The following is a 26,222-nucleotide window of genomic DNA, read 5'->3' as shown; positions in this document are numbered from 1 at the left end:
GTGGAGGCAAAAACAATGTGACGAATGTTGGTTGACGCGTTCGATCCAGCCAAAGGATTTCGCCGTGACCATGCGTCCTCAGCATTCTGGTGTGCAGTCTTCCGCGTCCATGCATCCGAAGAATCGGACGCGAGATCGTCGGTTATTTTTGAAAGCGGGGGCAGCATTGGGTGCGACTGTTACCGCTCGAACCGTGTTCGCAGAAACGGCTCCGAAAAAGTCCCCCAACGAAGTCATTCGAGTCGGGATCATGGGAGTCAACAATCGCGGAGCGGCTTTGGCGAAAGGATTCATCAAAGATCCCGGTTCGGACGTGGTCGCGATTTGCGATGTGGATTCGCGAGCGTCGGACAAAGTGGCAAACTCCGTAGCCGATACTCAAGGCCATCGACCCAAAACGTTTGTTGATGTTCGAAAGTTGTTGGAAGAAGAGAACGTGGACGCTCTTGTTGTGGCAGCTCCAAACCATTGGCACGCACCGGCGACGATTTTGGGATGTGCCGCCGGGAAGCATGTGTACGTTGAAAAACCATGCAGTCAGACCGCAGAGGAAGGTGTCTTGGCGGTCGAAGCAGCACGGAAGCACAACCGAGTCGTGCAAATGGGGTCGCAACGTCGTAGTTGGCCGGCAGTCATCCGCGCGATCGAATTGGTGCATTCGGGCGGCATCGGTGACGTTTCTTATTCACGCAGTTGGTACAACAACCGGCGTCCATCGATCGGCCATGGCAAAACAGCATCCGTACCGGATTGGTTGAACTGGGATCTATGGCAAGGTCCCGCACCGCGACGCGAGTACGTGGACAACGTGGTTCATTACAACTGGCATTGGCGTTGGCATTGGGGCAACGGCGAATTGGGGAACAACGGTATTCACGTGCTGGATTTGGCTCGGTGGGGATTGCAGGTCACAACGCCCAGTCGAGTTCGTTCCGGTGGCGGCAAGTACCGTCATGACGACGATCAAGAAACGCCCGACACGATGATGGTGACGTACGATTTCCCCGAGGGAAAAACCGCGACCTGGGAAGGTTTGAGTTGGTCTCCTTTGGGGCCACACGATGCGGCGGTAGGTGTCAGCTTCCACGGTAGCGAAGGTTCGATCATCGTCCGAGGAAATGGCTTCACTCGTTTTGATGATCGCAACAAGGAAATCGAGACCGTCAACGATGAGGGCGGCGACACCAGTCATTTGGCTGATTTCTTGGACGCCATCCGCACCGGTCGCCGACCCAACGCGGACATTCAGGAAGCGCATCTGAGCACGCTGCTGTGTCACTTGGGAAACATGGCCTATCGCAGCTCATCGGAACTGGAAATTGATTCCATCACTGGCAAACCCGTCGGGAACCCCGAAGCGCTTGCGTATTGGGGTCGCGAGTATCAATCGGGTTGGAAGCCGGTGGTCTGAGCCTTCTCTGTAGGTCCAGCTTGGTTCGTTCATCTTGTTCTTCGTCTTTGTTTTGAAAGTGGTTCCATGCGATTTGGTTTGGTGGGTGTGGTGATGTTTTTGTGCGCTAGCGTGCTGTCGTCGGTCAACAACGCTCGTGGCGACGAGCCCGTTCGGATCGGCATCATCGGTTTGGATACGTCTCACACGCCGGCGTTTGCGAAAGAGTTCAATGCCGAGCATTCGGACGATGATGCCTTGGCTGGGTTCCGTGTCGTTGCGGCTTACCCGTACGGAAGCAAAACGATTGAATCCAGTAGCAGTCGAATTCCAGGTTACACCGAACAACTGAAATCAATGGGAATCGAGATCGTTGATTCCATCAGCGAGTTGCTGTCCAAAGTCGACTGTGTCTTGTTGGAAACCAACGATGGAACAATTCATCACGAACAGGCACTGAAAGTTTTCGCGGCTGGGAAAACCGTTTTCATCGACAAGCCTGTTGGATCGAACTTGGCTGAAACGATCGCCATCTTCGATGCGGCGAAGCACTACAACGTGCCGGTTTTTTCGAGCTCATCCTTGCGGTACAGCAACGGTGCGCAGGCCATTCGGTCTGGTTCGGTGGGGCGAGTCCTTGGTTGCAGCGCTCATAGTCCTTGCAAGATCGAACCGTCACACGTGGATTTGTATTGGTACGGGATCCACGGCGTCGAAACGCTTTACACGTGCATGGGCGTTGGTTGCAAAACGGTTTCTCACACCTCAACCGATGATTTCGAGTTAGCCGTTGGTCGTTGGGACGACGGCCGGATTGGAACGTTCCGAGGAATCCGGGCCGGCAGTTCAGGCTACGGCGGAATGGTTTATGGAGAGAAAACGATTTCGGAAATTGGCAAATACGACGGCTACCGTCCGTTGCTCGTTGAGATCGCGCAATTCTTTCGTACAGGAAAGTCACCGGTCGATTCCGCTGAAACAATCGAGTTGTACGCGTTCATGCAAGCGGCTTACGAAAGCAAGCAGCAAGGCGGAGTTCCGGTGGAAATTGCAGCCGTCATGAAGAAGGCTGAAACGCAAGCGAACGAGCTGAACGCCTCGCTTTTGAAGTGAGATGAGGTTCATCGTAATACGAGAAGATGAATCTTAGCTGGGCACTGCAATGGTGACTGTTATTCTTAGTTCGAAGCCGAGGCGGTCATCAGTTCGAAGCGGGGTCACCGTGTCCCATCGGTTGGGGGCCGTTTTTCGCGAATAAAAGTTCGTGGTTTTTTACTGGGTTTGCAAGGCGGAACCGTTGCTACGCCTGTCTCTGCAGACGGGTGTGCTTCCGTCTTTCGGGGGTTTTTGGCCAATTCTGGAACGCCAGCGTTCAATAGTGGTGTTCTCTTGAACATACAGTATGCGAAAAAATCGCATGCGATGTCGGCGTCGATTGGCACGCCAGATCAAAAGTATTTCAAGTGCTAAATATTCAAACCCAGGAAAGTTCTCATGTTAAGTAAAAACGTATCTCGTCGAGCGTTCACTTTGGTGGAGCTGCTCGTCGTGATTGCGATCATTGGCGTGCTGGTTGGGCTGCTTCTGCCCGCCGTGCAAGCCGCTCGCGAGGCTGCGCGACGAATGAGTTGCAGCAACAACTTCAAGCAGCTCGGACTGGCGATGCACAACTACCACAGTGCATACAACGGTGCCCCAATCCACGGAGTTGGAACGGATGTCGGCGACGGCTCTCACAACTGGTGGACCAGCTACACGACCCACAACTACTGGCGACTGAACGCTTTGGTTGGGATGACTCCTTTCATGGAGCAACAAGCGTTGTGGGAACAGATCTCGAACCCCAATTCAGAACGCACCGATGGAAATACCGGTGCGGGCATTGGCGTTCCAACCAATCCTTGGCCGCCGATGGGACCTGCCCCCGACAACATTCAATACAAACCTTGGGCGACGGAACTCCCGATGTTGCGTTGCCCGAGCGATCCAGGTGAAGGTTTGCCAAGCCTTGGTCGTACGAACTATGCCATGTCGATGGGCGATTCGTTCTGGTGGACGATGAACGGAAAGTTGCGTCCGGCGAATCCAGGTGAGGCGAGCAACTACGCACAGAATTCACGTGCCGCCAATCGTGGTTTCTTCGTGATGCACTCGCAAACAAAATTTCGCGACGTCTTGGATGGTTTGTCCAACACAATCGCGATGGCTGAAATTGCGACGGACTTGGGTGACGGTGACAATCGGACGCGCGGGAAAACGCATTCCGGCGGTCAAGGTGCTCAAGCATTGATGCGAGACAATCCAAAGCTTTGCATCGAAGACAGCTCGCCGATGATCGATCCAACTCGTCCGCAATTTTGGGTCAACAGTGGTTTGGAAGGTGTGACCAAGGGCCGCGGTTTTCGCTGGGCCGATTCCCAAAACGCCCAATCGAATGTTCACACTATTTTGCCACCAAACGCACCGATGTGCGTCGCGCACGATTCGAACGGCAATGCGATCATGAGCAGTGCTAGCCGTCACCAAGGCGGGGTGCACGTTTTGATGGGCGATGGTGCTGTGAAATTCATCACCTCGTCGATTGAAGCTGGCAACCAGAACAATCCGGTCGTCCACTTGGGTGGCAACGCGGTCAACCTCAATCAAGCGGGCTCGAAGAGCCCCTACGGATTGTGGGGCTCTTTGGGATCTCGTGCGTCACGTGAAGTGATCGACGGGGAATTCTAAGAACGATCGTTTTCCGCTGCTGAAACACCGCGAACGCCACGTTGTCGATCAACGTGGCGTTCTTCATTTGTGCGGGGGCGAATGAGATATCTGCGTCGCTAAACGATGACCAACCGAATGTTTTCCGAGAACGGTTCGGCCAATCCCAAGTTTTAAGATGAAAAATCTCTAAGGGTTTGAGTTTTTTTGCGGCGTTGGAGCAGGCCTGCGTTCTCGTTTTGCAAGGTGATTTGCGGTGTTTAAGGCGTCTCGGCGTCCGTTGCGTTGGTGCACGGGTGGCGAATGCGTTATTTGAGCGTGGTAGAAGTTCGGGTTTTGGAATGTCTATGTGGGATTCTGCTTTGCCAGATCGTTATCCGCACTTCTTTCCAAGGAATGAACAGATGGTCACAAGGGGACGCTCTCAGCGTGGTTTTACTTTGGTCGAGCTTTTGGTTGTCATCGCAATCATTGGCGTGTTAGTCGGACTGCTTTTGCCCGCCGTGCAGGCAGCTCGTGAGGCAGCTCGCCGAATGAGCTGCAGCAACAATTTCAAGCAGCTTGGTCTTGCCATTCACAACTACCACAGTGCCTACAACGGGGCACCGATGCAGGGTGTGGGGACCGACGTGGGAAATGGTGGCCACAATTGGTGGACTAGTTACAACAACCACAACTACTGGCGACTGAGTGCCCTCGTAGGGATGACTCCGTTTATGGAGCAGCAAGGGCTTTGGGAGCAAATCACCAATCCGAACTCGGAGCGGACTGATGGCAACACCGGGGCTGGGATTGGTACACCAACAAATCCATGGCCAGCGATGGGCCCAACTCCCCAGAACATCCAATACAAGCCATGGACGACGGAGCTTCCTACACTGCGTTGTCCCAGCGACCCGGGCAAAGGGCTACCAAGCTTGGGCCGGACTAACTATGCGATGTCGATGGGGGACTCTTTCTGGTGGACGATGCACGGCGACCTAAGGCCAGCCAATGCTGGTCAGGCAAACAATTACGCACAGCATTCTCGCGCGGCCAACCGAGGTTTCTTCGTAAAACACAAGCAGGTGAAATTCCGCGACGTTTTGGATGGATTGTCCAACACCATCGCGATGGGAGAAATTGCAACTGACCTCGGTGATTTTGACAATCGAACTCGTGCCAAACGTCACCCCAATGGACAGCCGGCACAGACCGAGATCCGCCAAAATCCTCGGCTATGTATCGAAAACGGTACGATGATCGACTCTCAACGGCCACAATTTTGGACAGCTGGAGGTCTCGAGGGCGTCAGCAAAGGACGCGGTTTCCGCTGGGCTGATTGCCAAAACGCGCAATCGCAAATTCACACGATTCTGCCTCCCAACAGCCCCACCTGTATTCCACACGATTCGAATGGGCCGTCCATCATGACGGTTTCTAGTCGTCACCAAGGCGGAGCGCACGTATTGATGGGCGATGGTGCTGTGAAATTCATCACTTCATCGATCGAAGCTGGCAATCAGAACAACCCGGTGGTCTGGCGAAACGGGAACGATGCCAATATGAACCAGCCCGGAGCACAAAGCCCTTATGGCTTGTGGGGGGCACTGGGATCGCGAGGAGCTCGTGAAGTGATTGACGGCGAGTTCTGATTCGACATGCCTGCAGGATGCTTATCCTGGCAGCGATCGCTTTTTCAAAAAGAACGCCACGTTGTTTCCAACGTGGCGTTCTTTTTTATTTCGGCTTATCTGATCTGCGAACTACTCTGCGGCTTCCATTCCTTCTTGAGCTGCTTTCTCTTCTTCGGCGATCATTCGTTCGTAATCTGCGATCGCATCAAGGTCCGTTGAGTCCACGACGGATGCTGGTTCATCGGATCCGCAACCTGGCAATGCACAGGAGCCGAAGGCGAACAAAGAGGCGAAGCAAACGCCTTGGAAAACTTGTTTCATCGATTTGTACCGAAAGGTGAGTGGGAAGTTCGACAACTTCTAGTTTAACAGAGTCCAAGCAAACTGAGAATTGTCCCGACTCGTTGGAGTGGCACTAATGAAACGAATCGCGTGAAACTGGTTCGGCGGTTGTTGTTTGCTTGATCCGTCTTGTAGTCGCCCGCAAAGTTTCGCTATTCCGGATTTCCCTCAAGATCGTTTCTGTGTGATGTCGATCCGTGGAGGGGAGATGTTGCGCCTGGAGAGTCCTGTACGTGGAGGATGTTTCCGTAGACCACTCACGTTCCAAAACGAGAGAAGTACGCATGACAACCGCGTCCAAAAATACCAATCCAAGCCGTCGCTCCAATCCGTCTCGCACGGAGATGGATGAAATGGCGCCAACGTTGCTTCGACTGCCCGACCTTTGTCCGCCGACAGGTCCGGAAGAGGCCTATGTCGAAGAAACAGTGCCTCCGGAAGAACCAGGAAGCGATGCGGGGCTGTCAATGCAAGACATGCTCGATGCCGCAACGGAAGTCCCCACCAACTTGGACGCTCCTGCCAGCGTCACGCGTTTGCCCAATTTGGTGCCGCCTCAGAACTTGGTGAGTTCACCGGACGCGTCAGCGGCAGTTGCTGCTCCAGCGCTTCGTGAAAACACAACTCGGAATGCAACGACTCAGAATGCGCCGTCGGTGCAGCCTGTTGTGTCGTCGCCCGCCACCACCGCAACGGTATTGGTCGATTCAAAGTCAACCGAAGTGGCATCCAAGCCGTCGTGGAAAGAAAGCTCGGAGACGTTTAGCAACCGAGCGTTGGCGGTTGTTGGTTCACGGAACACATTGCTGGTTTTGCTTGCTGTTCTGGCGTGCTGGGCGGTGTTCGCGCCGCGACGAAATCCGAACGCACAACAAAATTCAGAAGCGTTGATAGCGAAGGAGCCCGAGGCCGATCGTTCGGCAGCGAAGAAGGACGATCTATCTCCAATCAGTTCAATCGCCAGCGACAAAGCGAACACGCGACCAAAGAAGCACTTAGGCGATCGCAAAGCGACAGACAGCGTCGCAGTTGGCAAGATCGGCAATCCAAAACCGAACGTCGGTCAAGTCACGCCCGGTCCGTCTGTGGCCGCCGCCTCGTCTAGCACTCCGAAGCACTCTGTTAACAAAACAACTTTGGGCCAACCATCGGCGACCAAGGCCATGGGAGTGGTTCCGGGTGGAACCAGCTTGGTTCAGTCGCAATTGGCATCATCGACGATGCAACACGGCGTCGGTGCAGATGCTCCATTTGATTCGGTGCCATTCCATCAGGAATCGTCAGCGGTAGCCGTGTCGTCGCCCACCAATGCAGGCATGACACTTGATGCCTTGGCGGCGAACTACGCTGCCGGTTCGCCATCAGAAATCACCGAGGAAGAATTCGACACAACCGCCGATCAAGACACCTCGTTCGGTAGTGACGCATTGATGAATGATGTGCCACCAACGGACACGACGTCGGTTGAAGAGACGCCAGATGCGGTTCCCGTTCCACTGCAGTCCGGAACGCCAGGCCCCATTTCAAACTGGATGGACTACTTGCCACCAATGCCATCGGAAATGGGTGAGCAAGCGTCAAACGCCGCGTCTGCCGGACCGACTGCCACTGGTTCGCCGGCAGCGACCGTCGCCGAACAGGTAGCGGGAGCAAACGAATTTCCTGCAACTCAATCACCAAGCACTCCCGACTTCCGGTTTGCATTGCCAGGCGATGGACCGGAGGGTTCGGTCGGAACCCAAGCCCCGGCGACGAGTGACCAACCCGAGGCCCGAGTTGCCGCACCGCCTTTCTATCCCGATTTTAATCTGCGCCGCTGAGTGACAGGGAAACGTGATGACTCAACCCAATAACTTCATTCAATCGCATGCTCGGAATCGTCGCTACGTTTCCAAGACGGTGGCTCAGATGCAGGCGGTCGATTCCATTGAATCCGTCTCCGAGTTGCCGCGAACGAATGACACCGCCAATCAAGATTCGTTGACTGGTCTGGAGCGATCCGAACGTGTCACTCGCCGCTTGGACGAAGCCGTGTTGCGACTTGATCGTGCCGCTTCGATGCGTCGCCAACGAGAAACGGAAGGCGCCGTCGCCGGAACGCCATCGGATCAACCTGCTCCGGTAAGCGACCCAGTTGTTCCTGCACCAAAGGCTCACTCGCTCCAAAAATCACCTTCGCCAATCAGCCAGCCATCTGACCGGTTGAAACCAATGGTGGGTGATCGTCGCGATGATGTGACCGGAATGCAGTTGGATGCATCCGTGGCCGAATCATCATCGATCTGGATGGAGACCGCTGATCAGTCGACTCGATTGCGGATCGATCGACCGGTGAACGCCGAAGAAACGGCTCGACGAATTGGCGAACCATTGATTGTCTCTGGCGTTGCAAAGATTCCAGTTGCACCGGTGTCGGACACCAACACAATCGAATCGGTTGCATCGCAGCCAGTTGCCCACAAGGCGGCCCCGAGCCATGTTCCGGCAGAAGTGCCCAAGCCACAATCGACACCCGACGTTGCGGCTCGCGCGGCTCAGACGATGAGCGAAGCGGAACGCTATCTTGCCGAATCAATGCGGCAGCAGACTGCGACCGTGGCAGAGCCCACACCGTTGATCCAGCCAGAACCGTTGGCCGCAATTGAAACAATTTCCGCACCAATCAAAGAACCGGTGCAAGTTGCCAAGCGACCGTTTGTCGCTGCCTGGCAAGTGAACGAATTGGATGTTCCGGATACGGTTTCCGAATTGTTTTTGTGTGGGTCGCTGGCCGATCAACTCGGGCAGCACATCGTCGACGCACAGCTCGATGGACTAGGGTCGATCGCAGTGACCAGTGTTCTGCCCGGTGAAGGTCGCTCGACCGTTGCGATGGGCATCGCATTGAGTGTCGCCTACACGGGAATGAAGGTTGCTTTGGTCGATGCCGACAGCAACGGTCCTACTCTGGTCGACGACTTCGCACTGGAGTTGGATCACGACTGGATCGATGCCATTCGCGACGGCATTCCCGTTGAAGAAATTGCCGTGGCGTCCGAGTCTGACGCGTTGACTTTGATCCCTCTGCTGCCGGGAGCGGACGAATTGTCGCCCGCTTCGAGCGAGTTAGAACAGGTCGTCGAGCGACTCAAACAGTCATTCGATCTGGTGATCATCGACTGCGGCACGTCCGCGTTGGCGACCGCGAGTCTGTGTGATTCGGCGTTGGTCGTACGTGACGCAAGTCGGACGGATGTTTCGGAAATCGAAACACTCGTCAATGAGCTTCGTCGAAACGGACTGACCGGAATTGGCATCGTCGAAAACTTTTGCCAAGACTCCGAATAAGTCAGGTACGCGAAGTTGAGTGTCAGCGTTCTCGAAATAGTTCGCTGATGGATTGGTCGTGGTGAATTCGTTTGATGGCTTCGGCCAACAACGGTGCCACAGAAAGCTGGACTAGGTTTGGCAACAATTTCTCACCCGTCACAGGAATCGTATCCGTGACGGTGATCGAATCAATTGGGGCTTCACGCAGTCTTTCGATGGCTGGACCGCAAAGAACCCCGTGGGTGCAAGCGATGTGAATCTCTTTCGCACCCGCTTCGTGAACCAAACGAGCCGCACCGCAGATCGATCCGGCCGTGCTGATCATGTCGTCAAACATGAGAGCCACTTTGCCTTCGACAGGGCCGCCGATGATCGTGTTTTGGCGGACTTCCAAGGCGTTGGTGCGACGTTTGTCGACGATGGCCAAATTGCCACCGAGTCGTTTGGTGTGACCGAGCGCTCGCTTGATACTGCCTTCGTCGGGACTGACAACGACAACCTCATCGCCAGCGAATCGGCGACTGACAAAGTGATCGTTGATAACCGGAGCGGCGTACAGGTGATCGACGGGAACGTCAAAGAAACCTTGAATCTGTGCGGCGTGCAGATCCATTGTGAGGACGCGATCGGCACCGGCTCGTGTGATGAGGTTCGCAACCAACTTCGCAGTGATCGGCACGCGACCTTCATCTTTGCGATCTTGTCTGGCGTAGCCAAAGTAAGGAATCACGGCGGTGATCCGCTCGGCACTGGCACGTTTGCAGCAATCGATCATCGTCAACAACTCAATCAAGTTGTCGTTGACGGGTGGACAAGTGGGCTGCACGAGGAAAACATCGCGACCGCGAACATCTTCATCCAGTTTGCAGTAGTTTTCGCCGTCCGGAAATTGGCCCAGCGTGATGCGAGCGGGTTTCAGGTGCAGGTGGCGACACAGTTTTTCAGCGAGATCGTGGTTTGCTCGGCCACTGAAGATTTTCAGTTCACGCATAACCCATCGCTCGCATTGTTTGGTCGACCACTTGGAGTTCCTCGGGGTTGTTGATGGAAAGCGATTCGCAATCCTGCAAAACGGGCAAGGCTTCGACGGGGCGTCCGGCTTCGTGAAGCAGACGTGCACAATCCGTCAGGTAGTATTCGCCTTGGGCGTTGTCGTTGCTCAGTTTCGAAAGCGATTCGAGCAAGTCCTCGTTGTTGAACAGATACGTGCTCATGTTCACTTCGCGAATTTCGCGTTGTTCGTCGGTGGCATCTTTGTGTTCCACGATGCCGGTGAATTGGCCGCTTTCGTTTCGCACGATTCGGCCCAGGCCCGTCGGATCGTCTTTGGTCAAAGTACCAAGCAGCAACGCCGGACGGGTGGCTTGGAAATGCTCGATCAGCTTGATCAGGCTGGATGGTTGAATCAGCGGGGAGTCACCAGCGATGACGAGAGTGAGGCCTTCGTGGCCGGCCAGCTGGTCGCGACACCTTTGAACGGCATGCCCCGTTCCTAGCTGCTCGGTTTGCTCGGCAAAGGTCAGCGAATCATCGCCGCGGGTTTGGAGCTCTTTTCGCACCAGATCCGCTTCGTAGCCCACCACCGCGATTTTTTTCTGAATGCCAGCTTTGTCGGCGGCGTCCAGGACAAAGTGAATCATGGGCCGATCGACTACAGGGCACAGGACCTTGGGAAGTTCGCTGTTCATGCGAGTTCCCTTGCCGGCGGCGAGGACGACCAGGCATACATTGGCGGTGGAGTTCGCCGTCGGGGGAGCGGAGGACTCTGAATTCGTAGTCATCGGGGATCCGAGATTACCGTTGCGGCGATGAGGATTGCGAATGGAAAACGAGGAGGATCAACATCGTCCCTTGCCAGTACCTTTCGGGCAAGCCGGTAGCTGGACCAAACTGCCCATCCCCCGGAGCGTGAGTGGAAAACTCCGGCGGCGGGATGTGAAACCCGATCGTTTCACACCCAACTGTCACGGGACGGTAAAGATCCGGTCAGGTGTTTTGGGAGTCGAGAAACCGGTCACGGATGGCAACTCGTGAGGCTTGAATCAATTCGTTTGCAAAAGCCAATTTTTTTGGCTGCGTTGACCTTGCCGGCGGTTTCACGCGATTGATAGTGTGACGGAACAGAATTTTGCCCAGAACTTTTGCTCAGAATTCAAATGAGACTGCAGGCCATCGGCGATTCAGGCCGATATCAGACGTGTTCTCGAAACTGCGCTTGCGAAGTCTCCACCGATTCTGACGGATTGATTCCTGGGACAAGGATTGCAACGCTGATAACCGAGTCGAGAGTTCCCTGATTGGATGCGCCCCGAGCGCACTCCCATGACGGATCGGTTGTCGCACCCACAATCCTTTTCAAACTTTTGTCGATCGATCGACATGCCAAATGGGCCACGAAGGTCCGGTATGTCATCCGGTTGTCAATTCCGCTTTCCGCCCGGGAGCACGCGTCAAGATGCAAATTTACGGTCCATTTCGACTTTCCACGAGCCAAGCCGCCTCGTCGGTTTCCAAGCCAGCTGCCAATGCCGGCGCGAACCGTCTGAAGCCGGACGCTGCCACAACAAGAACCTCTGCCGCGCCCGAGGACCAACTCGATTTGTCCAGCGCCGCGACTTCTGCGAATCGTTTGGATTCCGCATCACCCATCGCCGGTGGTGGTGAAATCCGAATCGATCGCGTTGCTGATATCCGTCGTCAAATTGCCGATGGAAGTTACGATACTCCGGAGAAGATGGACGCGGCACTTGACCGCTTCCTCGATAAACTGGCGTGACCCAAAGCGACGTTCGAGATCTCGATTCGCTCGATGCCCTTCGCCAGGCCGTCGAGCGTTTGGCAGACCGCATGTGTCTGTCCAGCCAATCGATCCACGCGACATTGAATCGTGTGGATGAACACTTCTCGGTCAATCAAGTGACCTACTGGCGAGATCAAACCCGAGTCGCCGAGCTCGAGCTGACCTCCGCGCAAGATCAGCTGAGCCGAAAACGTTCGACGGTGCGTCCAGGCGATCGTGTTCCAGCCACCGAAGAAGCCAAGAACGTGGCTCGTTGGAAGACTCGCTTGCGATTGTGCCAAGAAAAAGAACGATTGGCTCGTCGCATCGCAATCGAAATGCAGCAAGTTTGCGAGAAGACTCGGGGCCCGTCCGCCGCACTCACAGAACTCGGTGAAGTTGCCCTGCCAACCGCCGCGAATCGATTGCTTTCTTTGATCGATCGTTTGCGTGCTTATCAAGACGGGCAGAATCCCGGCTGATCGATCTGATGCGAGATCAAATTCGCAATCGATTCTCAAGCGTGCACTGTCTGTCATGCACTGTCTGCCATGCACTGTCCGCCACGTCGGCGATTCTGGTTGGATCATCACCGAACATGAGACGCCAAACCTACAGCGACTTCAGAACCTTTTCCGCCGCGGCGATGGTTTCGTCGATCATGGCCTCGGTGTGCTGTTGGCTGAAAAACAATGCTTCGAATTGACTGCATGGCATGTAGATGCCTTCGTCAATCAATCCCCAGAAGTAGCGTCCGAAGGCTTCTCGATCACAACGATCAGCCACGGCCCAGCAATCGACTGGTTCGGGGTTGAAGAACAGCGTCAGCATCGCACCCGCCTTGGCAACGGTGTGAGCCATTCCCGCTGAGGTCGCCGCGCGATCCAGGCCATCGGCCAAGCGATCCGCCAATCGTTCGAGTTGTTCGTAAGGAGGGTTCTCTTTCAACAAACGAAGCGTCGCCGAACCAGCCGCGACGGCAACGGGGTTTCCGCTCAGCGTACCCGCCTGGAAAACTTTTCCCGCTGGAAGTACTTGGTTCATGATGTCGGCTCGACCGCCGTAAGCACCCAGTGGCATTCCGCCGCCAACGATTTTGCCGAGCGTGGTCATATCGGGCGTGACTCCAAATCGTTCTTGGGCACCACCGTATGCCACGCGAAAACCTGTCATGACCTCATCAAAGATCAGGATCGATCCATGCTTCGTCGTCAAATCGCGAGCTGCGTTGAGAAACTCCATCGTTGGCAGAACGCACCCCATGTTTCCCACAACGGGTTCGAGGATCAACGCCGCGATGTCGTCGCCATGTTGAGCGAATGCGTTCTGCAATCCCGACACATCGTTGTACGAAAGAACCAATGTGTCTTCGGCCGCACCAGGAGTGACGCCGGGAGAATCAGGTGCACCCAATGTTGCCGCGGCACTTCCGGCGGCGACGAGCAATGAGTCCACGTGCCCGTGATAGTTGCCCGCGAATTTAATGACCTTCTTTCGCCCGGTTGCTCCACGAGCGACTCGCAACGCACTCATAGTTGCTTCCGTTCCGCTGTTGACCAAGCGAACCTTTTCGATGCTGGGAACGGCTTCGATGATCTGTTCGGCGAGTCGCGATTCCGCTTCGGTTGGTGCGCCGTAGCTCGTTCCCTTTGCCGCGGCTTGCGTGATTGCATTGATGACCTCGGGGTGGGCATGCCCCAATATCATCGGTCCCCATGATCCGATGTAATCGATGTATCGGTTGCCATCGATGTCGTACAAGTAAGGGCCTTCCGCCCGCTCGATGAACAAGGGGGTGCCACCCACGGCACCGAATGCTCGGGCAGGCGAGTTGACGCCACCGGGCATCAACGCGGAGGCACGTTGGAATGCGGCGACGCTTTTGGGACCAGCGGCGGGACGAGCAGCGGAGGAATTCGCGGGTGAGTTCATGGTCGTAGGTGGTGGTGAAACGAAGTGATGATGTCGTGCAGAGTTTGTCGCTGGACGTCAGTGATTTTCACGAACGGTGCTGATCAGTTTGTCTGCACCTTTGTCTCGCAAACGTTTGGCAACGAGTGTTCCCAACTCGTGAGCTTCGGCAACGTGCAAGTCAGCGTCGTTCGGCTGGACAGTGATGCGAGCGTCTTCCTGCAACCGTTGTTCGCCATCGGCTGACATCACGATTGCCCGCAGACATAGCTCGGTGCCGTGGTTAGATGTTTCCAATTTGGCATGGCAAGCGATCGGAGCCAAGCATCCGCCGTGAAGTTCCGATAGCACCTTTCGCTCCGCCGTCGCAGCCAATCGAGCTGCCGCATCGTTTAGGTTTGCGATCGCATCCATGGCTCCGGCGTCGTCGCTTCGAACTTCGATTCCCAAGGCACCTTGGCCGGGGGCGGGAATCATCTCATCGAGAGGAAATAAACGATGCGGCAGATCGGTCATTTCCAAACGCAAGATCCCAGCGTGGGCCAAAACAATCGCGTCGAACTCGCCGGCGTTGAGTTTGGCCAATCGAGTTTGAACGTTTCCGCGAATAGGAAGGACTTCCAGGTCGGGACGAAGTTGCTTCAATTGAGCTAACCGGCGAGTGCTACCCGTTCCAACTCGAGCTCCCTGCGGCAAATAGTCCAGCGGTGACTCGGCGCCGGTTTGGGACTCCAAATGTGGGCTGTTGTCGGCAAACACCAGAGCGTCGAGCACCGATTCTCGCGGCGGGACGGCGGCCAAAACGAAACGACTGTCCGGCTCGGTGGGCAAGTCTTTCAAGGAGTGAACCGCGACGTCGGCTTCATCGTCAACCAAGGCTTGTTGGATCCGTTTGGTGAACAAACCGACTTGGCGAGTCCCATCGATCGGCCGCATGTCGGTGTCGCCTTTGCTGACCAAGGGCACGATTTCGGTCTGGAAACCGTGCTTTTTCAACAATTTGGCGACATGTTCGGCCTGCCACATGGCCAGGGGGCTTTCTCGGGTGGCGATTCGCAGGCGGGTGGTGTCGGAGGGGGGAGTCGGGGCCACGGTTGCGGTTTATTCGGTGGAAGGGTGGACTGAACGGCCGAAATTGCGAAAATCATGGCGGAAAATCTTCCGCTGCGTCGTTACGCTAGTAGGAAGAGTGTAGGCCGAGGGTGCCAAATCCGGAACCGAGTGCGACTTGGTCCGGACGAGTCTTGGTTGTGTCCCGGGTGCACTCATTGTGCACTCGCTATCCCTCATTCTTCGTCTGCCATTGTCCAATTCTCCCGACGAACCGGAACTGATCGGCGATCCCGCCGGCCAGGCCATGCGACGTCTCTCCGATAACTCGAAAGAGCCCGGTAGTGACGATGCGAGTTCGTGGGCTGATCGATTGGATGCGTCGCATGCGGATTCAATGGGCGAATTAACGCGTGACCAAACTCATTCTGAGGTTGGATTTGAAGTCGAAAGCTTCCATCGGTCTATCCCCGAGATTGTGGGTGTCTACAAAGTTGGACGCCCGATCGGTCGAGGAGGCATGGGCGAAGTGTTCCTCGCGGAGCACCGATCGATGGGACGAAAGGTTGCGCTGAAAATCCTGCCAACACGTTGGCTCGATCGAGTGGAGTCGGTCAATCGATTCTACGAAGAGGTTCGTGCGGCCTCGAGTTTGATGCATCCGAACATCGTCACAGCCTTTGATGCCGGCGAAGCGGACGGCATCCACTACATGGCGATGGAATACGTTGACGGGCGAACTCTGTCGCAATGGGTCAATGATCAAGGCCCGATGTCGATTGGTGATGCAGCCTCGGCAATCCGCCAAGCAGCATTTGCATTGCACCACGCGCACGCGGCGGGCATCGTCCACCGCGATGTCAAACCCGGTAACTTGATGCGAGCCCACGACGGAACGATCAAGTTGTTAGATCTCGGGTTGGCCCGTTTCTCCGCCGAATGGTATCCGTCACCTCGTGGTTTGAAGCCTCGGGAGATGGATTTGCCAGACGAAGAAGATTCGCTCAACTCGGCATCAACCGAAGCTAAAAACCGGCCGCTACTTGGGACGTTGTCGTTCATCTCACCCGAACAGCTCGAAGACGCCAACTCGGCCGATTCGCGAAGCGATCAATACTCGCTGGGCGCGACGCTGTTTTACCTGCTGATGGGGCACCCTCCGTTTACCGGTGACTTGGTCGAACAGCTGTATGGTCACCGGCATGGCGAAGTACCTGACCTGATGACGCTTCGAAACGACGTCGACTTAAAACTGGCCGACATCGTACGACGAATGCTGGCGAAAGATCCCGCCGAGCGATATGGGTCGATGGACGAGGTCGCCCGCGCGATGGCTCCATACGACAACGACCGTTCGACTCCCGCCTGGGTGCTCGACTTTGCTCGCCGCGAAACCGGCGAAGACCACACAACGGTGGGCGGGGAGTCCACGCGACGCGGATTACTCAGTGTCATTGGCATTGAACTTGGCATGACCCACGCCGCGACCGCAATCACTCAGTCCGATGGCAACATGCTCGCGGGTTGGCCGGGAATGTCGGCTCAAGGGCCTCGCCCATTGTGCCGAATTGCTGTTGCCGAAAAGACCGATCGAGATACCGGGCAATCGACCATCCTGTTTGGCGACAGTGCCTATGAACGTCGTGAGCGTCACCCGCAGCGGGTGGCACATTGTCAAATGATGTACTTCGGCCGGGACGACATGATGCGTCGGATCGGTGGGCGAATGTGCCCGCCCGAGGTCACGATGGGATTGTGCATGCGGCATTTGCTGGGCAACACATTGACCCAAGTGAATTCTCCGGGGTCACCCGATGGGGATTCATCGTCGCCGATGGCGCTGGGAACGAGTTGGAAGCGACATGAACGGTGGCCCGATGCGGTCGCGATCACTGTCCCGTCAAGTTACGACCAACTGCATCGTCGAGCGATCTATCAGTCGGCACAATTGGCCGGTCTGCCGGCAGTTCGATTGATTGAACGAAGCATCGCGGTGACGCGATTTGCAATGACAAGTCCACATCGCAGCAGTTTTGAAGAGACGCCCCTGCCGCCAATCGATTCGCAATCCTCCGCGCCGATTTTGTACGTGGGTCTGACGGGGCAATCATTGGATGTCTCCGTATTGCAAGTCTACGGTGGACAAATTCGGCAAATTGCGACGGCGGGACATTGGTGCCACAGCACGATGGCTTGGTCGCGACGATTGGTCGAAATGATCTCCTCGCGATTGCCTTGTGCACCCAAACGTATCCAAGGTTTACCCGCAAATCGTCAAGAACTGATTCACGTCACCCGCATTCAAATGGCGGGCGAACGAGCGATGAATCAATTGTTGCTGATGCCTGAAACTCGCGTCGAAATCGCACACCAGGGGCACATCGATTCGGTGGAACTGACCCGAGACGAATGGTTGACCGAGTGCGAAGATCTCCTGCTTTCTATCGAAGAAAGTATTCGTTTGGTTTGTCAGCGAGCCGGTGTTTTGCCTTCGGACTTGAAGCACTGTTTGGCGATGGGGCCGTTGCTGCGACTGCCTGCGATTCGCGATCGAGTGTTGAGGAAAGGAGCACCCAACGCGGCGATTGCGTTTTACGATCAAGTCGACGCGGCCCATGGTGCTGCCGCTTGCGTGGCTTCTGAATTGCCAGGTCAACTGTGTTCAGAGCCTCCCGCCAAGGGCGTTGCTGGACACTCGATTGGATTCGTCGTCGCAGATCGTGATGGGAAGCGAAGGATTCTGCCTATCATTCCTCGAGGAACGCCCACACCCGCCCGGACAAACCGGCAACTCAACGGAACCGCGCGCGACAACCGCATGACGTTGTCGTTGGTGGAATCTTCCGGCAAGAACGGTGAGAACTGGCAAACGCTGGGACGTCATACGATCGAGGTCGCACCGGACGAAGTGAATCCAATGCGACGACTTGGCTTCGAGCTCGATATCAACGGGTTGCTTTCGGTGCACTTGGAACGTCCCGATTTGGGACGCACCGTGATGCTGCCTTCGTTGCCAACGTCCAGCATGGACGAAATGCAGTGGCAAGATTGGCGAGAGTGGATCGAAGCGACTCTTTAAGACTTTGGAACCAGGCGATTCAACAGCTCGCGGTTTTCTTTGCGGACCGCCTCGCACTCGCGCAATAGAGCTTGGGGCGAGTCCGCCGAAGTCAAACTTGCTAATTGCTTGAGTTCCAGCGGCGCTTCTTCGTCATCAAAACCGAGTGGCAATTCGTGTCTCGCGACGGTGTTGAGCAAACGAAGTTTGCCCTCGATGCTTCGCAAATAACGATAATTGCGAGCTAATGTCTGAATGTCCTCGGGCGAGTAACACTGGGCACGCGAGAGTTCTTCGAGACACTGAACTGTGTTGGCGTGCAGAGGAAAATCTTCGGAGTCGGCGGTTCGAAGCACACCAACGGCGGCGATGAGTTCGATGTCGACCAATCCACCGGCACCGCGTTTCAGATTGTTTGGTCCGGCGGTCGACTCACTGTTCTCACGCCATTCACGAAGTTTGCCGTTCATGCTGTCTCGCCAACTAACGCTGCGGGTCACGCGGCGAAGCATTCGTTCAATGGATTCGCGGGCCTCGCGAGAACCCGAGATCGGACGCGCTTTGCACAAAGCGACCGATTGCCAAAGCGACGAAGTTTTTTGGCGGAATGGTTTGAGAAATTGGTCTCGTGACATCGCCAAAACAGATTCGTCTGCTCCTCCGGCAAAGGGCAAGTCCATTTCATACAAACGTCCTTCACTGGATTGATCCATTCGACGAAGGATGTTGCCGGCGAGTTGATTGAAGAATTGCCGGTTGGAAAGCGTGGAACGAGGACCACCAACACGGCGTTGGGTCTCGCCTTCTGCCGTGTACACGAACGTGACATCCAGGTCGCTGTGGTAATTCATCTCGCCGCCAGCGAAACGGCCCAGCGCCACCGCAACCAGTTCCGATGGTTCGCCGTTTGAATCAAGTGGATCGCCATATCGTTGTGCGAGGAGTTCGTGTTCTTGATCGACCACTCGCCGCAAGCAAGCTTCCGCGATGTCGGTCAACGACCGGCTGATTGCGTCGATCGATTCTTTGCCCAGCAAATCGCGAACACCGATCATCAGATGGGCACTCGCTTTGACGTGACGTAGGACGTCGACGATCTCATCGACTCCATCGCACAATCGAATCGTTTGAGCGTCCAAACGTTCCGTGGTGGGCAAACGATCCATTACCAACGAGTCGATCAACTCATCGATCATTCCGGGATGGTCGATCAAGATGTTCGTCAAATAGGGTGCCAGCGAACACATTGAGATCGTGAGTTGCAAGGTTGCGTCGTTGGTTCGCAGAAGTTCCCACAAAGTCGCCTTGGCACCAATCGAATCTGTCATCGCGACCAAACGAGCAAGTGTCGAATCGGGATCGGGTGAGGCCGAGATTTCTTGCAGCACACGTGGAGCGACCGCGGCAAAGAAGTGACGGCAACGACGCGGGGACAAGAACGAAACTGTCTCTTGGCTGAGCGCGATCACGTTCGAAATCGCTTGAGGAACATTGCTGAATCGATATTGTGCAATTGTTTGCTCGAACGCATCGATGTCGGGATCGGGGTCCAGAATCAATTCCGTGATCACGGCTAGATCACGCTGAGTACCAGCGTCATTTTCCGATCCGTCGCCCTGCCCTTCGCTCGATTCAGGCAACTCGCTTGGAGGCACTTCATCGACCATCAAGTGGTTGATGATTTTCCGATTCACATCGAATGTTTCCTGCAACATTTTCGCGAATCGTTCGGCGTCGCCTTTAACATGGATGGCCTTGCCGCTCTCGGATTCCGTTCGAACACCGAGACGCCAAGCCAGACGCGCTCGCACGTCGGGATCGTCAGGCAAGTGCGAGATGCGATGGTCAAACAGGACCGCCAGCAAGTGTTCCAAACGACAGAGTTTTGCGTGGTTGGTCGACAGAATCGTGGCTTCTTGCGAAGTCAAACACCCATGACGCGAAAGTTCAGTGATCGCGTGGAGCGTCCCCGTGACTCGAACATCGGGAAGATCTCCTCCGTGAAGCAGTTGCAAAAACTGGATCGTCAATTCAATGTCGCGGCGGCCACCCGGAACATCGGAAATCGGTGTACTTTCAGTCGACGTCGTCGCGAGGGCTCGCTTCTCTAGTTTGCGACGCAGCACGCGGATGTCGGCGATTTCGCTACGGGTCAGCAGGTGATGGTAGACCCAAGGTTCCATGCGATTGAGAAACGCTTTGGACAACGCTTCGTTGCCCGCCGCATGCCTCGCTTTAACGAACGCGAGTCGTTGCCAGGTCCGACCGTTTCTCTCGTAGTGCGTCGCCGCTTCGCTGATGCCGAAGAAGTCGATATCCGCCCCTGAGTTGACGCTGGTTTGTCTTCCCAGTGAGGATTGGGGGCGAGTCGATTGAACGCCCAGTCGCTGAGTGTCCGACAGCGCCAACTCGTTTTGGGTGGGTTGATGGTCAAATCTCAAGGTGAACGGGATTACTTGACTGCCGTTGGACTGGAGCAGTTCCACGAGGCTTTGCGCGACTCGCTTGTGAAATTCGACGTGGCTGGAATTTTTGCGGTCAATTTGGTCGCACAGCAGCAGAAGGTCCAATTGCGACTCGTAACCGATTTCTTGTCCGCCGTAATTGCCGAGGGCGATGACCGAAAATTGAGGCTGACTGCCGTCGATGCGTTGTGGAGTCGGCTTTTTGGATGAAACGGATGCTGTCGCGAATGCCAACGCGGCCTCCATGATCGCATCAGTGACGAAGCTGATCTGCGATTGAACTTTGTCCGGTGGCAATCCACGCACGAATTCTCCGTAGGCGATCCGCAGAATTTCGCGGCTGGCGAAACGGCGGATCGCAAAGGCGGCTCGGCGGTTGGTCTGGATCGTCTCCATTTCGCCCGATAGTTCATCGACCAAAACGGAACGCTGGGCGGGCGATCCATCGCTGGCTCGGATCAGGTCGAAGCTTTCGGGGTCATTGATCAAAAGTTTCGCGATGGCGGGGCTGGTGCTCAAAACTTGCAGCAACGCCGGCAGCATCATTGGGTCGCGTTCGAACAACGCAAGCAACGCCATTGGACTGCGAGAGACGCCGATGAATTGACTCAATCGATCGATCGATTCGTCAGGATCGTCGGTCAGGTGCAGGTGCTCGACCAAACCGGACCACAACAATTGCAGCAGGTCTTCGGAGACCCCGCTGTCGGCGATCGCGGCCAATGATTTGGCAACACGAGACGGATCGGCGACATGTTCGGGGCTTAACGGCGAGTAGTCGGCCCAGTCACTCATCCAATCCATCCAGTCGCATTCGAGGGCTCCACGGAACTTCACGTCGTCGAGTTGCGTCCCATTGTATGGACCGCATTCGCGATTGAGCACTTTTGCTTTGACGCGACGAGCGAGTTTAAACGGTGGGTGGGGATCGTTGTAGCGGACGGTGGGGCACCCTGATTCACTGATGCAGCTCAAGGAGGGTTTGCTGTTGCTGGTTGGGTGGAGCGTTGTCCCCACGGACCAGCTGGGTTGATCCACCGTTGGGCCAAAATGATGACAACGAATTGCGAATCTTGTGCGACATCACTCAGACGTGACCTACGTTTTTATATGCGAGGCGGGGGAACGTCGTGCATCAAATAATCACGAAGTTGAGGCGTGTGGTGGTTTTTCATCGAACGTTGCGGGAACGCAACATTGGTGATGTCTTGAACCCACACGTCACGTCGCAAGCTTATCCACCCCGCGGGCGGTTAATCCGCCTAAACCTCTATGCGACAACGGTTTGCTATGATTTATGCGTTGCCTCAACAGGCGAATGGCACCGCCGGTGCTTGGTCTCATTCACCCAACCGTGTTGATGTTGTTTCGGGTGTCGAGGAGACCTTGATGGGAAAGAAGCTCAGCCGCCGTAGCTTGCAGGACGACGCCTTTGATGCCGAGGATTCGGTGAATCGCCGATCACGCACAATGGGTCAAGAGTTCTCGGATTCTATCTCCGAGGAAATTGAATCAGGTGCGGCGGGGGATGAAGACGTTGTTTCGCGTCGCGATGAGTTTCCAACCGACCCGACCGAAGATCCCGTGCGTATGTATTTGATGCAAATGGGACAAATCCCTTTGCTGACACGGGATCAAGAAGTGGCTGCTGCCCAGCAGATCGAAGCCACTCGCGAACGCTATCGTCATTGCATGATGGCGACGGACTTCATGTTGCAGGCGGCTTTGAAGTTGCTGCAACAAGTCCGCGACAAACAATTGCGATTGGACCGCACGATCGAAGTCAGCGTGACCAACGCGGCTGAGAAAAAGGCGATCATGAAACGGATCGTTCCCAACACTCGGACACTTGATTACCTGCTGCGTCAAAATCGTGGCGACTACATGGTTGCGATCAACTCGTCGTTGCCGATGCGTCGTCGACGTGCTGCTTGGCGAAACCTGGTGATCCGCCGGAACAAAGCGGTTCGTTTGGTGGAAGAAATGAACCTGCGAACGAACAAGCTGCAGCCCATCTTCGAAAAGCTGCGTCGCAGTTGCGAACGCATGCAAGAAATCAAAGCCATCCTGGCTGACGCTCACCGTTCGACCATGCCTGGTATGCCATCAGGTGATGAGCTGCGTTCCGAGCTTCGCAGTCTGATGCGATTGACCTACGAAACACCTCGCACGTTGTCTCGCCGAGTCGACCGTTGCGATACCTATCGCGATGACTACGACGCGGCCAAACGTGTTCTGTCCGCCGGGAACCTGCGATTGGTCGTTTCGATCGCCAAGAAATATCGCAACCGCGGATTGTCATTCTTGGATTTGATTCAGGAAGGCAACACCGGTTTGATGCGAGCGGTCGATAAATTCGAACACGCTCGTGGCTACAAATTCAGCACCTACGCAACATGGTGGATTCGTCAGGCGATCACACGAGCGATTGCGGATCAAAGTCGTACGATCCGTGTTCCCGTTCACATGATCGACACGATGAACAAAATCCGCCAGATCACTCGTGATTTGGTGCAAGAACACGGCCGCGAACCAACCGCCGAAGAAGTTTCCAAGCGAAGTGGTTTGTCTTTGGATGACACTCGTGTGATCCTGAAGATGAGCCGTCAGCCATTGTCGCTGGATCAGCCGGTGGGCGATCACGACGACAGTGTCTTTGGCGAATTCCTACAAGATCACCGGGACGACGATCCATTGGTCGAAACCAACCGAGAGGCTCTCAAGCATCAGATCGACTTGGCGATGGAAACGCTGAATTATCGCGAGCGGGAAATCCTTCGCTTGCGATACGGTTTGGCTGACGGATACACGTACACGTTGGAAGAGGTTGGCCGGATCTTCCAGGTCACTCGCGAACGTGTTCGCCAGATCGAAAGCAAAGCTGTTCGAAAACTTCAGCAGCCTTACCGGGCCAAGTCGTTGGTGAGCTTCCTCGATGGAGCCGAAGTATCGTTGTTCGAAGGCAGCGAAGCGATCTAAGGATCGTCGTTGCATGATTCGCTCGGTTTCGACCAAGCGAGCAACGTTCGCAAATTCAAAACAGCTTGATCGAGTCACCGCAATGTGCGGTGGCTTGATACGCCAACACCGAGTTGAGCAGCTCGATTGCCATGCGTGATTCCAACGTCACACCGGCTCGCACGCCGACGCATGGATCATGCCGGCCTTTTGCCAACTCAAATTCGATTTCGTCCAAGCGTTTGTTGACGGAATCTTGCGGCAAGTTGATGGTCGAGGTGGGTTTGAAACCAACTCTCGCAACCAACGGGCTGCCCGTTGTGATGCCGCCGAGCAACCCGCCGTGCGTGTTGGACTGGTAGCCGCTGCTGCGAATCGGGTCGTTGTTTTCACTTCCGGTTCTTGGGATGACATCAACGCCCGATCCGATCTCGCACGATTGAACCGCGTTGAGCCCACCGAGAGCTCCCATCAGCCGAACCTTCAGGCTTTGGTAGAGCGGTTGGCCGAGCAGTGGCGGAACTCCAACGGCAACCACTTCGACAGCCGCACCAAGAGAATTGCCGCGTTTGCGAGTTTCTTTGATCAGTTCGCCCGCTTCATTTGCAAATTCGTGATCGATTGATGCGATCTCGGCTTCACCAAGCGAGGTTTCGATTTCGTCAATGTTGTCGATCGTCAGCGTGTCGGCCAAGCTCTGTTTGGACTTCAACGATCCGACTTGGCAAATGGAAGAGACAAACCGAGTTCCAAAACACTCTCGCAGAATGATTCGAGCAACGCTGCCACCAATCACATCGGTGATTGTGGAGCGATAGCTCGACCGTCCGCCGCCGCGAACGTCGACGAAGCCTTTGGACTGATGGAATTTCACCAGGTCAGTGTGCCCGGGCCGGACTTCGCCGGTCGGGCCGCTGAACTGGGTGTAGTCACCCGACTTTTTGCTAGTCGATAAAACGATCGCGGCGATAGGTTCACCGGTTGTGAATCCATCTTCGTATCCTTCCGTTTCGAAGGACTGATCATCGACATCGACCGTCAGTTTCGATCCGGTCAGCAACGCATCCGTATCGTCTCGGTACAGGCCGGCTAGAAAGACAACTTTGTCCTTCTCGTTTCGCGGCGTGCCATGTTTGTTGCCGCCGGGGCGGCGTCGATCCAGGAACGGTTGCACATCGCAGCGACGAATCCGGAATCCCGGAGGGGATCCATGAATGATCGTCGTGACCGCGGGACCGTGACTTTCGCCGGCGCCCGCGACTGCGAAATGGGGACCGCCTAGGATTTCCATTGGAAACCGGCTCCGCTCAACCGGGCAGCCGTTTCGGCCATCAAAGCGTCTTCGGCGGCTTCATCTTCGGCGATGTAAGTGACGCTGAAACGAAGGAACGAACCGGCATCGTCCCATGGCACCGTGACGATTCCGTTTTCTTCAATCAAGAAACGGGTCGCATCTTCAGCAGCGGCGAAGGTTTCGCCACTGGCCGTTCCCGTGGGCGATTTGGTGTAGAGGAAGTAGGTTCCGCCTGGCATTTCGGCTTCGAAACCGCAGTCACGCAGTACCTTGACCAACTTTTCCATTCGTCGGCGGTATTTGGTGCGAATACGCTCTGGAATCGAGTCGTCATCAAGCGCCGCCGCAGCGGCCTTTTGGGTGGCAATGAACTGACCGCTGTCGCTGTTGTCTTTGACATCCGAGAACGCTTTGACAACCAATGGGTGACCGGCGACGAATCCCATTCGCCATCCGATCATGTCGTAACCCTTGCTCATCGAGTGAACTTCGACACCGACATCGAGTGCCCCGGGAACTTCCAGGAAACTGGTGGGTTTGCCGTCGAAGGTCAGCATGATGTGGGCGGCATCGTTGACGACCACAAACTCCTTTTCTTTCGCCAACGTGATCACGTCTTCGAAGAAAGACTTCGGGGCGGTACCACCGGTGGGCGAGTTCGGGTAGTTGAGAATCATCAACTTCGTGCGACGAAACACGTCGTCAGGAATCGCGTCCAAGTCCGGCAAGAACTTGTTTTCGGCCAGCAATGGCAATCGGTACACGTCGCCACCGTAATAACGAGTGTGTGTGCCCGCGACTGGATAACCGGGCACGGTCATCATGGTGATGTCGCCTGGATTGATGAAACAGGCGGGCAACATCGCGTAGGCGGGTTTGCTGCCGATGCAGTGGTTGATTTGTGTTTCAGGATCCAACTTCACGCCGAATTGACGCTGCATGAAGCGTGCGGCGGCTTCCTTGTACTCAGCGACACCGTTGTCGGCATATCCGCGATTTTCGACTTGGTTGATTTCCCGGCCCATCACTTCGCGAATCGAGGCGTCTGCCATCGAGTCGTTTTCACCGATTCCGAAATCGAGCAATTGTCGTTCAGGATGATCCGCGAGGGCTTTGCGTTTGGCTCGCTTGATCTTTTCGAACTTGTAAATCTCGGTGCTTTTGCCGTAGTTCGCCCCGCCAATTCGTTCGGCAAACAGCGATTGAATGTACGGGTCGGAGTTCTGAGTGGTTTCGGAAGCTGCGGCAGCGGAGGACATTTGCGACCCATCGAGATCGTTCGGGAAATGAAATGAGCGAGCCAAATGTTTTAGCCGCGAATGACGCTTTCGTCGAGGTCGCGAG

At 55.5% G+C, this 26,222-nt stretch carries 18 protein-coding genes; 10 read left to right on the top strand and 8 right to left on the bottom strand.

Features of this window, described 5'->3' with window-relative positions; translation table 11 throughout:
• Positions 1–31: 31 nt before the first annotated feature.
• The 4 genes from RB_RS14035 (at position 32) to RB_RS14020 (ending at position 5,730) form a co-directional block, all read left to right on the top strand.
• On the top strand, positions 32–1,411 hold the full coding sequence (locus RB_RS14035; RefSeq protein ID WP_011121135.1) for a Gfo/Idh/MocA family protein: 1,380 nt from the start codon (positions 32–34) through the stop codon (positions 1,409–1,411).
• Positions 1,412–1,477: 66 nt separating this feature from the next.
• Positions 1,478–2,503: a Gfo/Idh/MocA family protein gene (locus tag RB_RS14030; RefSeq protein ID WP_011121134.1), complete on the top strand. Its 1,026-nt coding sequence runs from the start codon at positions 1,478–1,480 to the stop codon at positions 2,501–2,503.
• Between the two features lie 381 nt (positions 2,504–2,884).
• Positions 2,885–4,117 (top strand): DUF1559 domain-containing protein, encoded by a 1,233-nt coding sequence (locus RB_RS14025; RefSeq protein ID WP_011121132.1) that lies wholly within the window; start codon positions 2,885–2,887, stop codon positions 4,115–4,117.
• A 383-nt stretch (positions 4,118–4,500) separates the two neighbouring features.
• Entirely contained in the window at positions 4,501–5,730 is a 1,230-nt protein-coding gene (locus RB_RS14020) for a DUF1559 domain-containing protein (RefSeq protein WP_164922868.1), read from the top strand.
• Between the two features lie 111 nt (positions 5,731–5,841).
• On the opposite strand, the gene RB_RS14015 is transcribed toward RB_RS14020, so the two are convergent.
• Positions 5,842–6,033, bottom strand: a complete 192-nt coding sequence (locus tag RB_RS14015; protein WP_164922016.1) for a hypothetical protein — start codon at positions 6,031–6,033, stop codon at positions 5,842–5,844.
• Positions 6,034–6,398: 365 nt separating this feature from the next.
• Between RB_RS14015 and RB_RS14010 the strand changes: the two genes are divergently transcribed.
• Positions 6,399–7,874 (top strand): hypothetical protein, encoded by a 1,476-nt coding sequence (locus RB_RS14010; protein ID WP_164922867.1) that lies wholly within the window; start codon positions 6,399–6,401, stop codon positions 7,872–7,874.
• A 16-nt stretch (positions 7,875–7,890) separates the two neighbouring features.
• Positions 7,891–9,381, top strand: coding sequence for a tyrosine-protein kinase family protein (locus tag RB_RS14005; protein ID WP_231845640.1), 1,491 nt, complete (start codon positions 7,891–7,893; stop codon positions 9,379–9,381).
• 22 nt (positions 9,382–9,403) lie between these two features.
• Here RB_RS14005 and RB_RS14000 read toward each other — a convergent pair whose 3' ends face one another.
• Positions 9,404–10,354, bottom strand: coding sequence for a ribose-phosphate diphosphokinase (locus RB_RS14000; RefSeq protein WP_007325730.1), 951 nt, complete (start codon positions 10,352–10,354; stop codon positions 9,404–9,406).
• The gene (locus tag RB_RS13995; RefSeq protein WP_011121125.1) at positions 10,347–11,144 is read right to left on the bottom strand and encodes a sugar phosphate nucleotidyltransferase; all 798 of its coding nucleotides are present in this window, start codon (positions 11,142–11,144) and stop codon (positions 10,347–10,349) included. The genes RB_RS14000 and RB_RS13995 overlap by 8 nt, the downstream gene beginning before the upstream one ends.
• Before the next feature lie 674 nt (positions 11,145–11,818).
• Between RB_RS13995 and RB_RS13985 the strand changes: the two genes are divergently transcribed.
• Both RB_RS13985 and RB_RS13980 read left to right on the top strand, forming a co-directional pair.
• Entirely contained in the window at positions 11,819–12,139 is a 321-nt protein-coding gene (locus tag RB_RS13985; RefSeq protein ID WP_164922015.1) for a flagellar biosynthesis anti-sigma factor FlgM, read from the top strand.
• Complete coding sequence (locus RB_RS13980; RefSeq protein WP_164922014.1) at positions 12,136–12,624, top strand: hypothetical protein; 489 nt, start codon at positions 12,136–12,138, stop codon at positions 12,622–12,624. The genes RB_RS13985 and RB_RS13980 overlap by 4 nt, the downstream gene beginning before the upstream one ends.
• Positions 12,625–12,754: 130 nt before the next feature.
• Here the strand turns inward: RB_RS13980 and hemL are convergent, their stop codons facing one another.
• Both hemL and hemC read right to left on the bottom strand, forming a co-directional pair.
• Positions 12,755–14,074, bottom strand: coding sequence for a glutamate-1-semialdehyde 2,1-aminomutase (hemL, locus tag RB_RS13975; RefSeq protein WP_007331929.1), 1,320 nt, complete (start codon positions 14,072–14,074; stop codon positions 12,755–12,757).
• Positions 14,075–14,131: 57 nt separating this feature from the next.
• On the bottom strand, positions 14,132–15,112 hold the full coding sequence (gene hemC / locus RB_RS13970) for a hydroxymethylbilane synthase (protein ID WP_261340191.1): 981 nt from the start codon (positions 15,110–15,112) through the stop codon (positions 14,132–14,134).
• Between the two features lie 244 nt (positions 15,113–15,356).
• Here hemC and RB_RS13965 point away from each other — a divergent pair, with 244 nt between their 5' ends.
• Positions 15,357–18,182 carry a protein kinase domain-containing protein gene (locus RB_RS13965; RefSeq protein ID WP_164922013.1) on the top strand — a complete coding sequence of 942 codons (2,826 nt, stop codon included), beginning with the start codon at positions 15,357–15,359 and terminating at the stop codon, positions 18,180–18,182.
• On the opposite strand, the gene RB_RS13960 is transcribed toward RB_RS13965, so the two are convergent.
• Positions 18,179–21,664, bottom strand: a complete 3,486-nt coding sequence (locus RB_RS13960; protein WP_011121119.1) for a [protein-PII] uridylyltransferase family protein — start codon at positions 21,662–21,664, stop codon at positions 18,179–18,181. The genes RB_RS13965 and RB_RS13960 overlap by 4 nt on opposite strands.
• 234 nt (positions 21,665–21,898) lie before the next feature.
• Here RB_RS13960 and RB_RS13955 point away from each other — a divergent pair, with 234 nt between their 5' ends.
• A complete protein-coding gene (locus RB_RS13955; protein WP_011121117.1) occupies positions 21,899–23,605 on the top strand; it encodes an RNA polymerase sigma factor RpoD/SigA in 1,707 nt (568 codons plus the stop codon).
• A gap of 55 nt (positions 23,606–23,660) precedes the next feature.
• On the opposite strand, the gene RB_RS13950 is transcribed toward RB_RS13955, so the two are convergent.
• Together RB_RS13950 and RB_RS13945 are read right to left on the bottom strand one after the other, a co-directional pair.
• The gene (locus RB_RS13950) at positions 23,661–24,875 is read right to left on the bottom strand and encodes a chorismate synthase (protein WP_011121116.1); all 1,215 of its coding nucleotides are present in this window, start codon (positions 24,873–24,875) and stop codon (positions 23,661–23,663) included.
• The gene (locus RB_RS13945) at positions 24,863–26,137 is read right to left on the bottom strand and encodes an LL-diaminopimelate aminotransferase (RefSeq protein ID WP_011121115.1); all 1,275 of its coding nucleotides are present in this window, start codon (positions 26,135–26,137) and stop codon (positions 24,863–24,865) included. Before RB_RS13945 ends, RB_RS13950 begins: the two co-directional genes overlap by 13 nt.
• Positions 26,138–26,222 lie beyond the last annotated feature (85 nt).

Origin of the sequence: Rhodopirellula baltica SH 1, from assembly GCF_000196115.1 — a bacterium.
In the GTDB taxonomy this organism is placed as follows: domain Bacteria; phylum Planctomycetota; class Planctomycetia; order Pirellulales; family Pirellulaceae; genus Rhodopirellula; species Rhodopirellula baltica.
This window is presented reverse-complemented; position numbering and strand designations above follow the sequence as displayed.

Coding starts and splice junctions, on each gene's coding strand:
- RB_RS14030 (WP_011121134.1), top strand. CDS start 1,478: ATGCGATTTGGTTTGGTGGGTGTGGTGATGTTTTTGTGCGCTAGCGTG.
- RB_RS14025 (WP_011121132.1), top strand. CDS start 2,885: ATGTTAAGTAAAAACGTATCTCGTCGAGCGTTCACTTTGGTGGAGCTG.
- RB_RS14020 (WP_164922868.1), top strand. CDS start 4,501: ATGGTCACAAGGGGACGCTCTCAGCGTGGTTTTACTTTGGTCGAGCTT.
- RB_RS14015 (WP_164922016.1), bottom strand. CDS start 6,033: ATGAAACAAGTTTTCCAAGGCGTTTGCTTCGCCTCTTTGTTCGCCTTC.
- RB_RS14010 (WP_164922867.1), top strand. CDS start 6,399: ATGGATGAAATGGCGCCAACGTTGCTTCGACTGCCCGACCTTTGTCCG.
- RB_RS14005 (WP_231845640.1), top strand. CDS start 7,891: ATGACTCAACCCAATAACTTCATTCAATCGCATGCTCGGAATCGTCGC.
- RB_RS14000 (WP_007325730.1), bottom strand. CDS start 10,354: ATGCGTGAACTGAAAATCTTCAGTGGCCGAGCAAACCACGATCTCGCT.
- RB_RS13995 (WP_011121125.1), bottom strand. CDS start 11,144: ATGACTACGAATTCAGAGTCCTCCGCTCCCCCGACGGCGAACTCCACC.
- RB_RS13985 (WP_164922015.1), top strand. CDS start 11,819: ATGCAAATTTACGGTCCATTTCGACTTTCCACGAGCCAAGCCGCCTCG.
- hemL (WP_007331929.1), bottom strand. CDS start 14,074: ATGAACTCACCCGCGAATTCCTCCGCTGCTCGTCCCGCCGCTGGTCCC.
- RB_RS13955 (WP_011121117.1), top strand. CDS start 21,899: ATGCGACAACGGTTTGCTATGATTTATGCGTTGCCTCAACAGGCGAAT.
- RB_RS13950 (WP_011121116.1), bottom strand. CDS start 24,875: ATGGAAATCCTAGGCGGTCCCCATTTCGCAGTCGCGGGCGCCGGCGAA.
- RB_RS13945 (WP_011121115.1), bottom strand. CDS start 26,137: ATGTCCTCCGCTGCCGCAGCTTCCGAAACCACTCAGAACTCCGACCCG.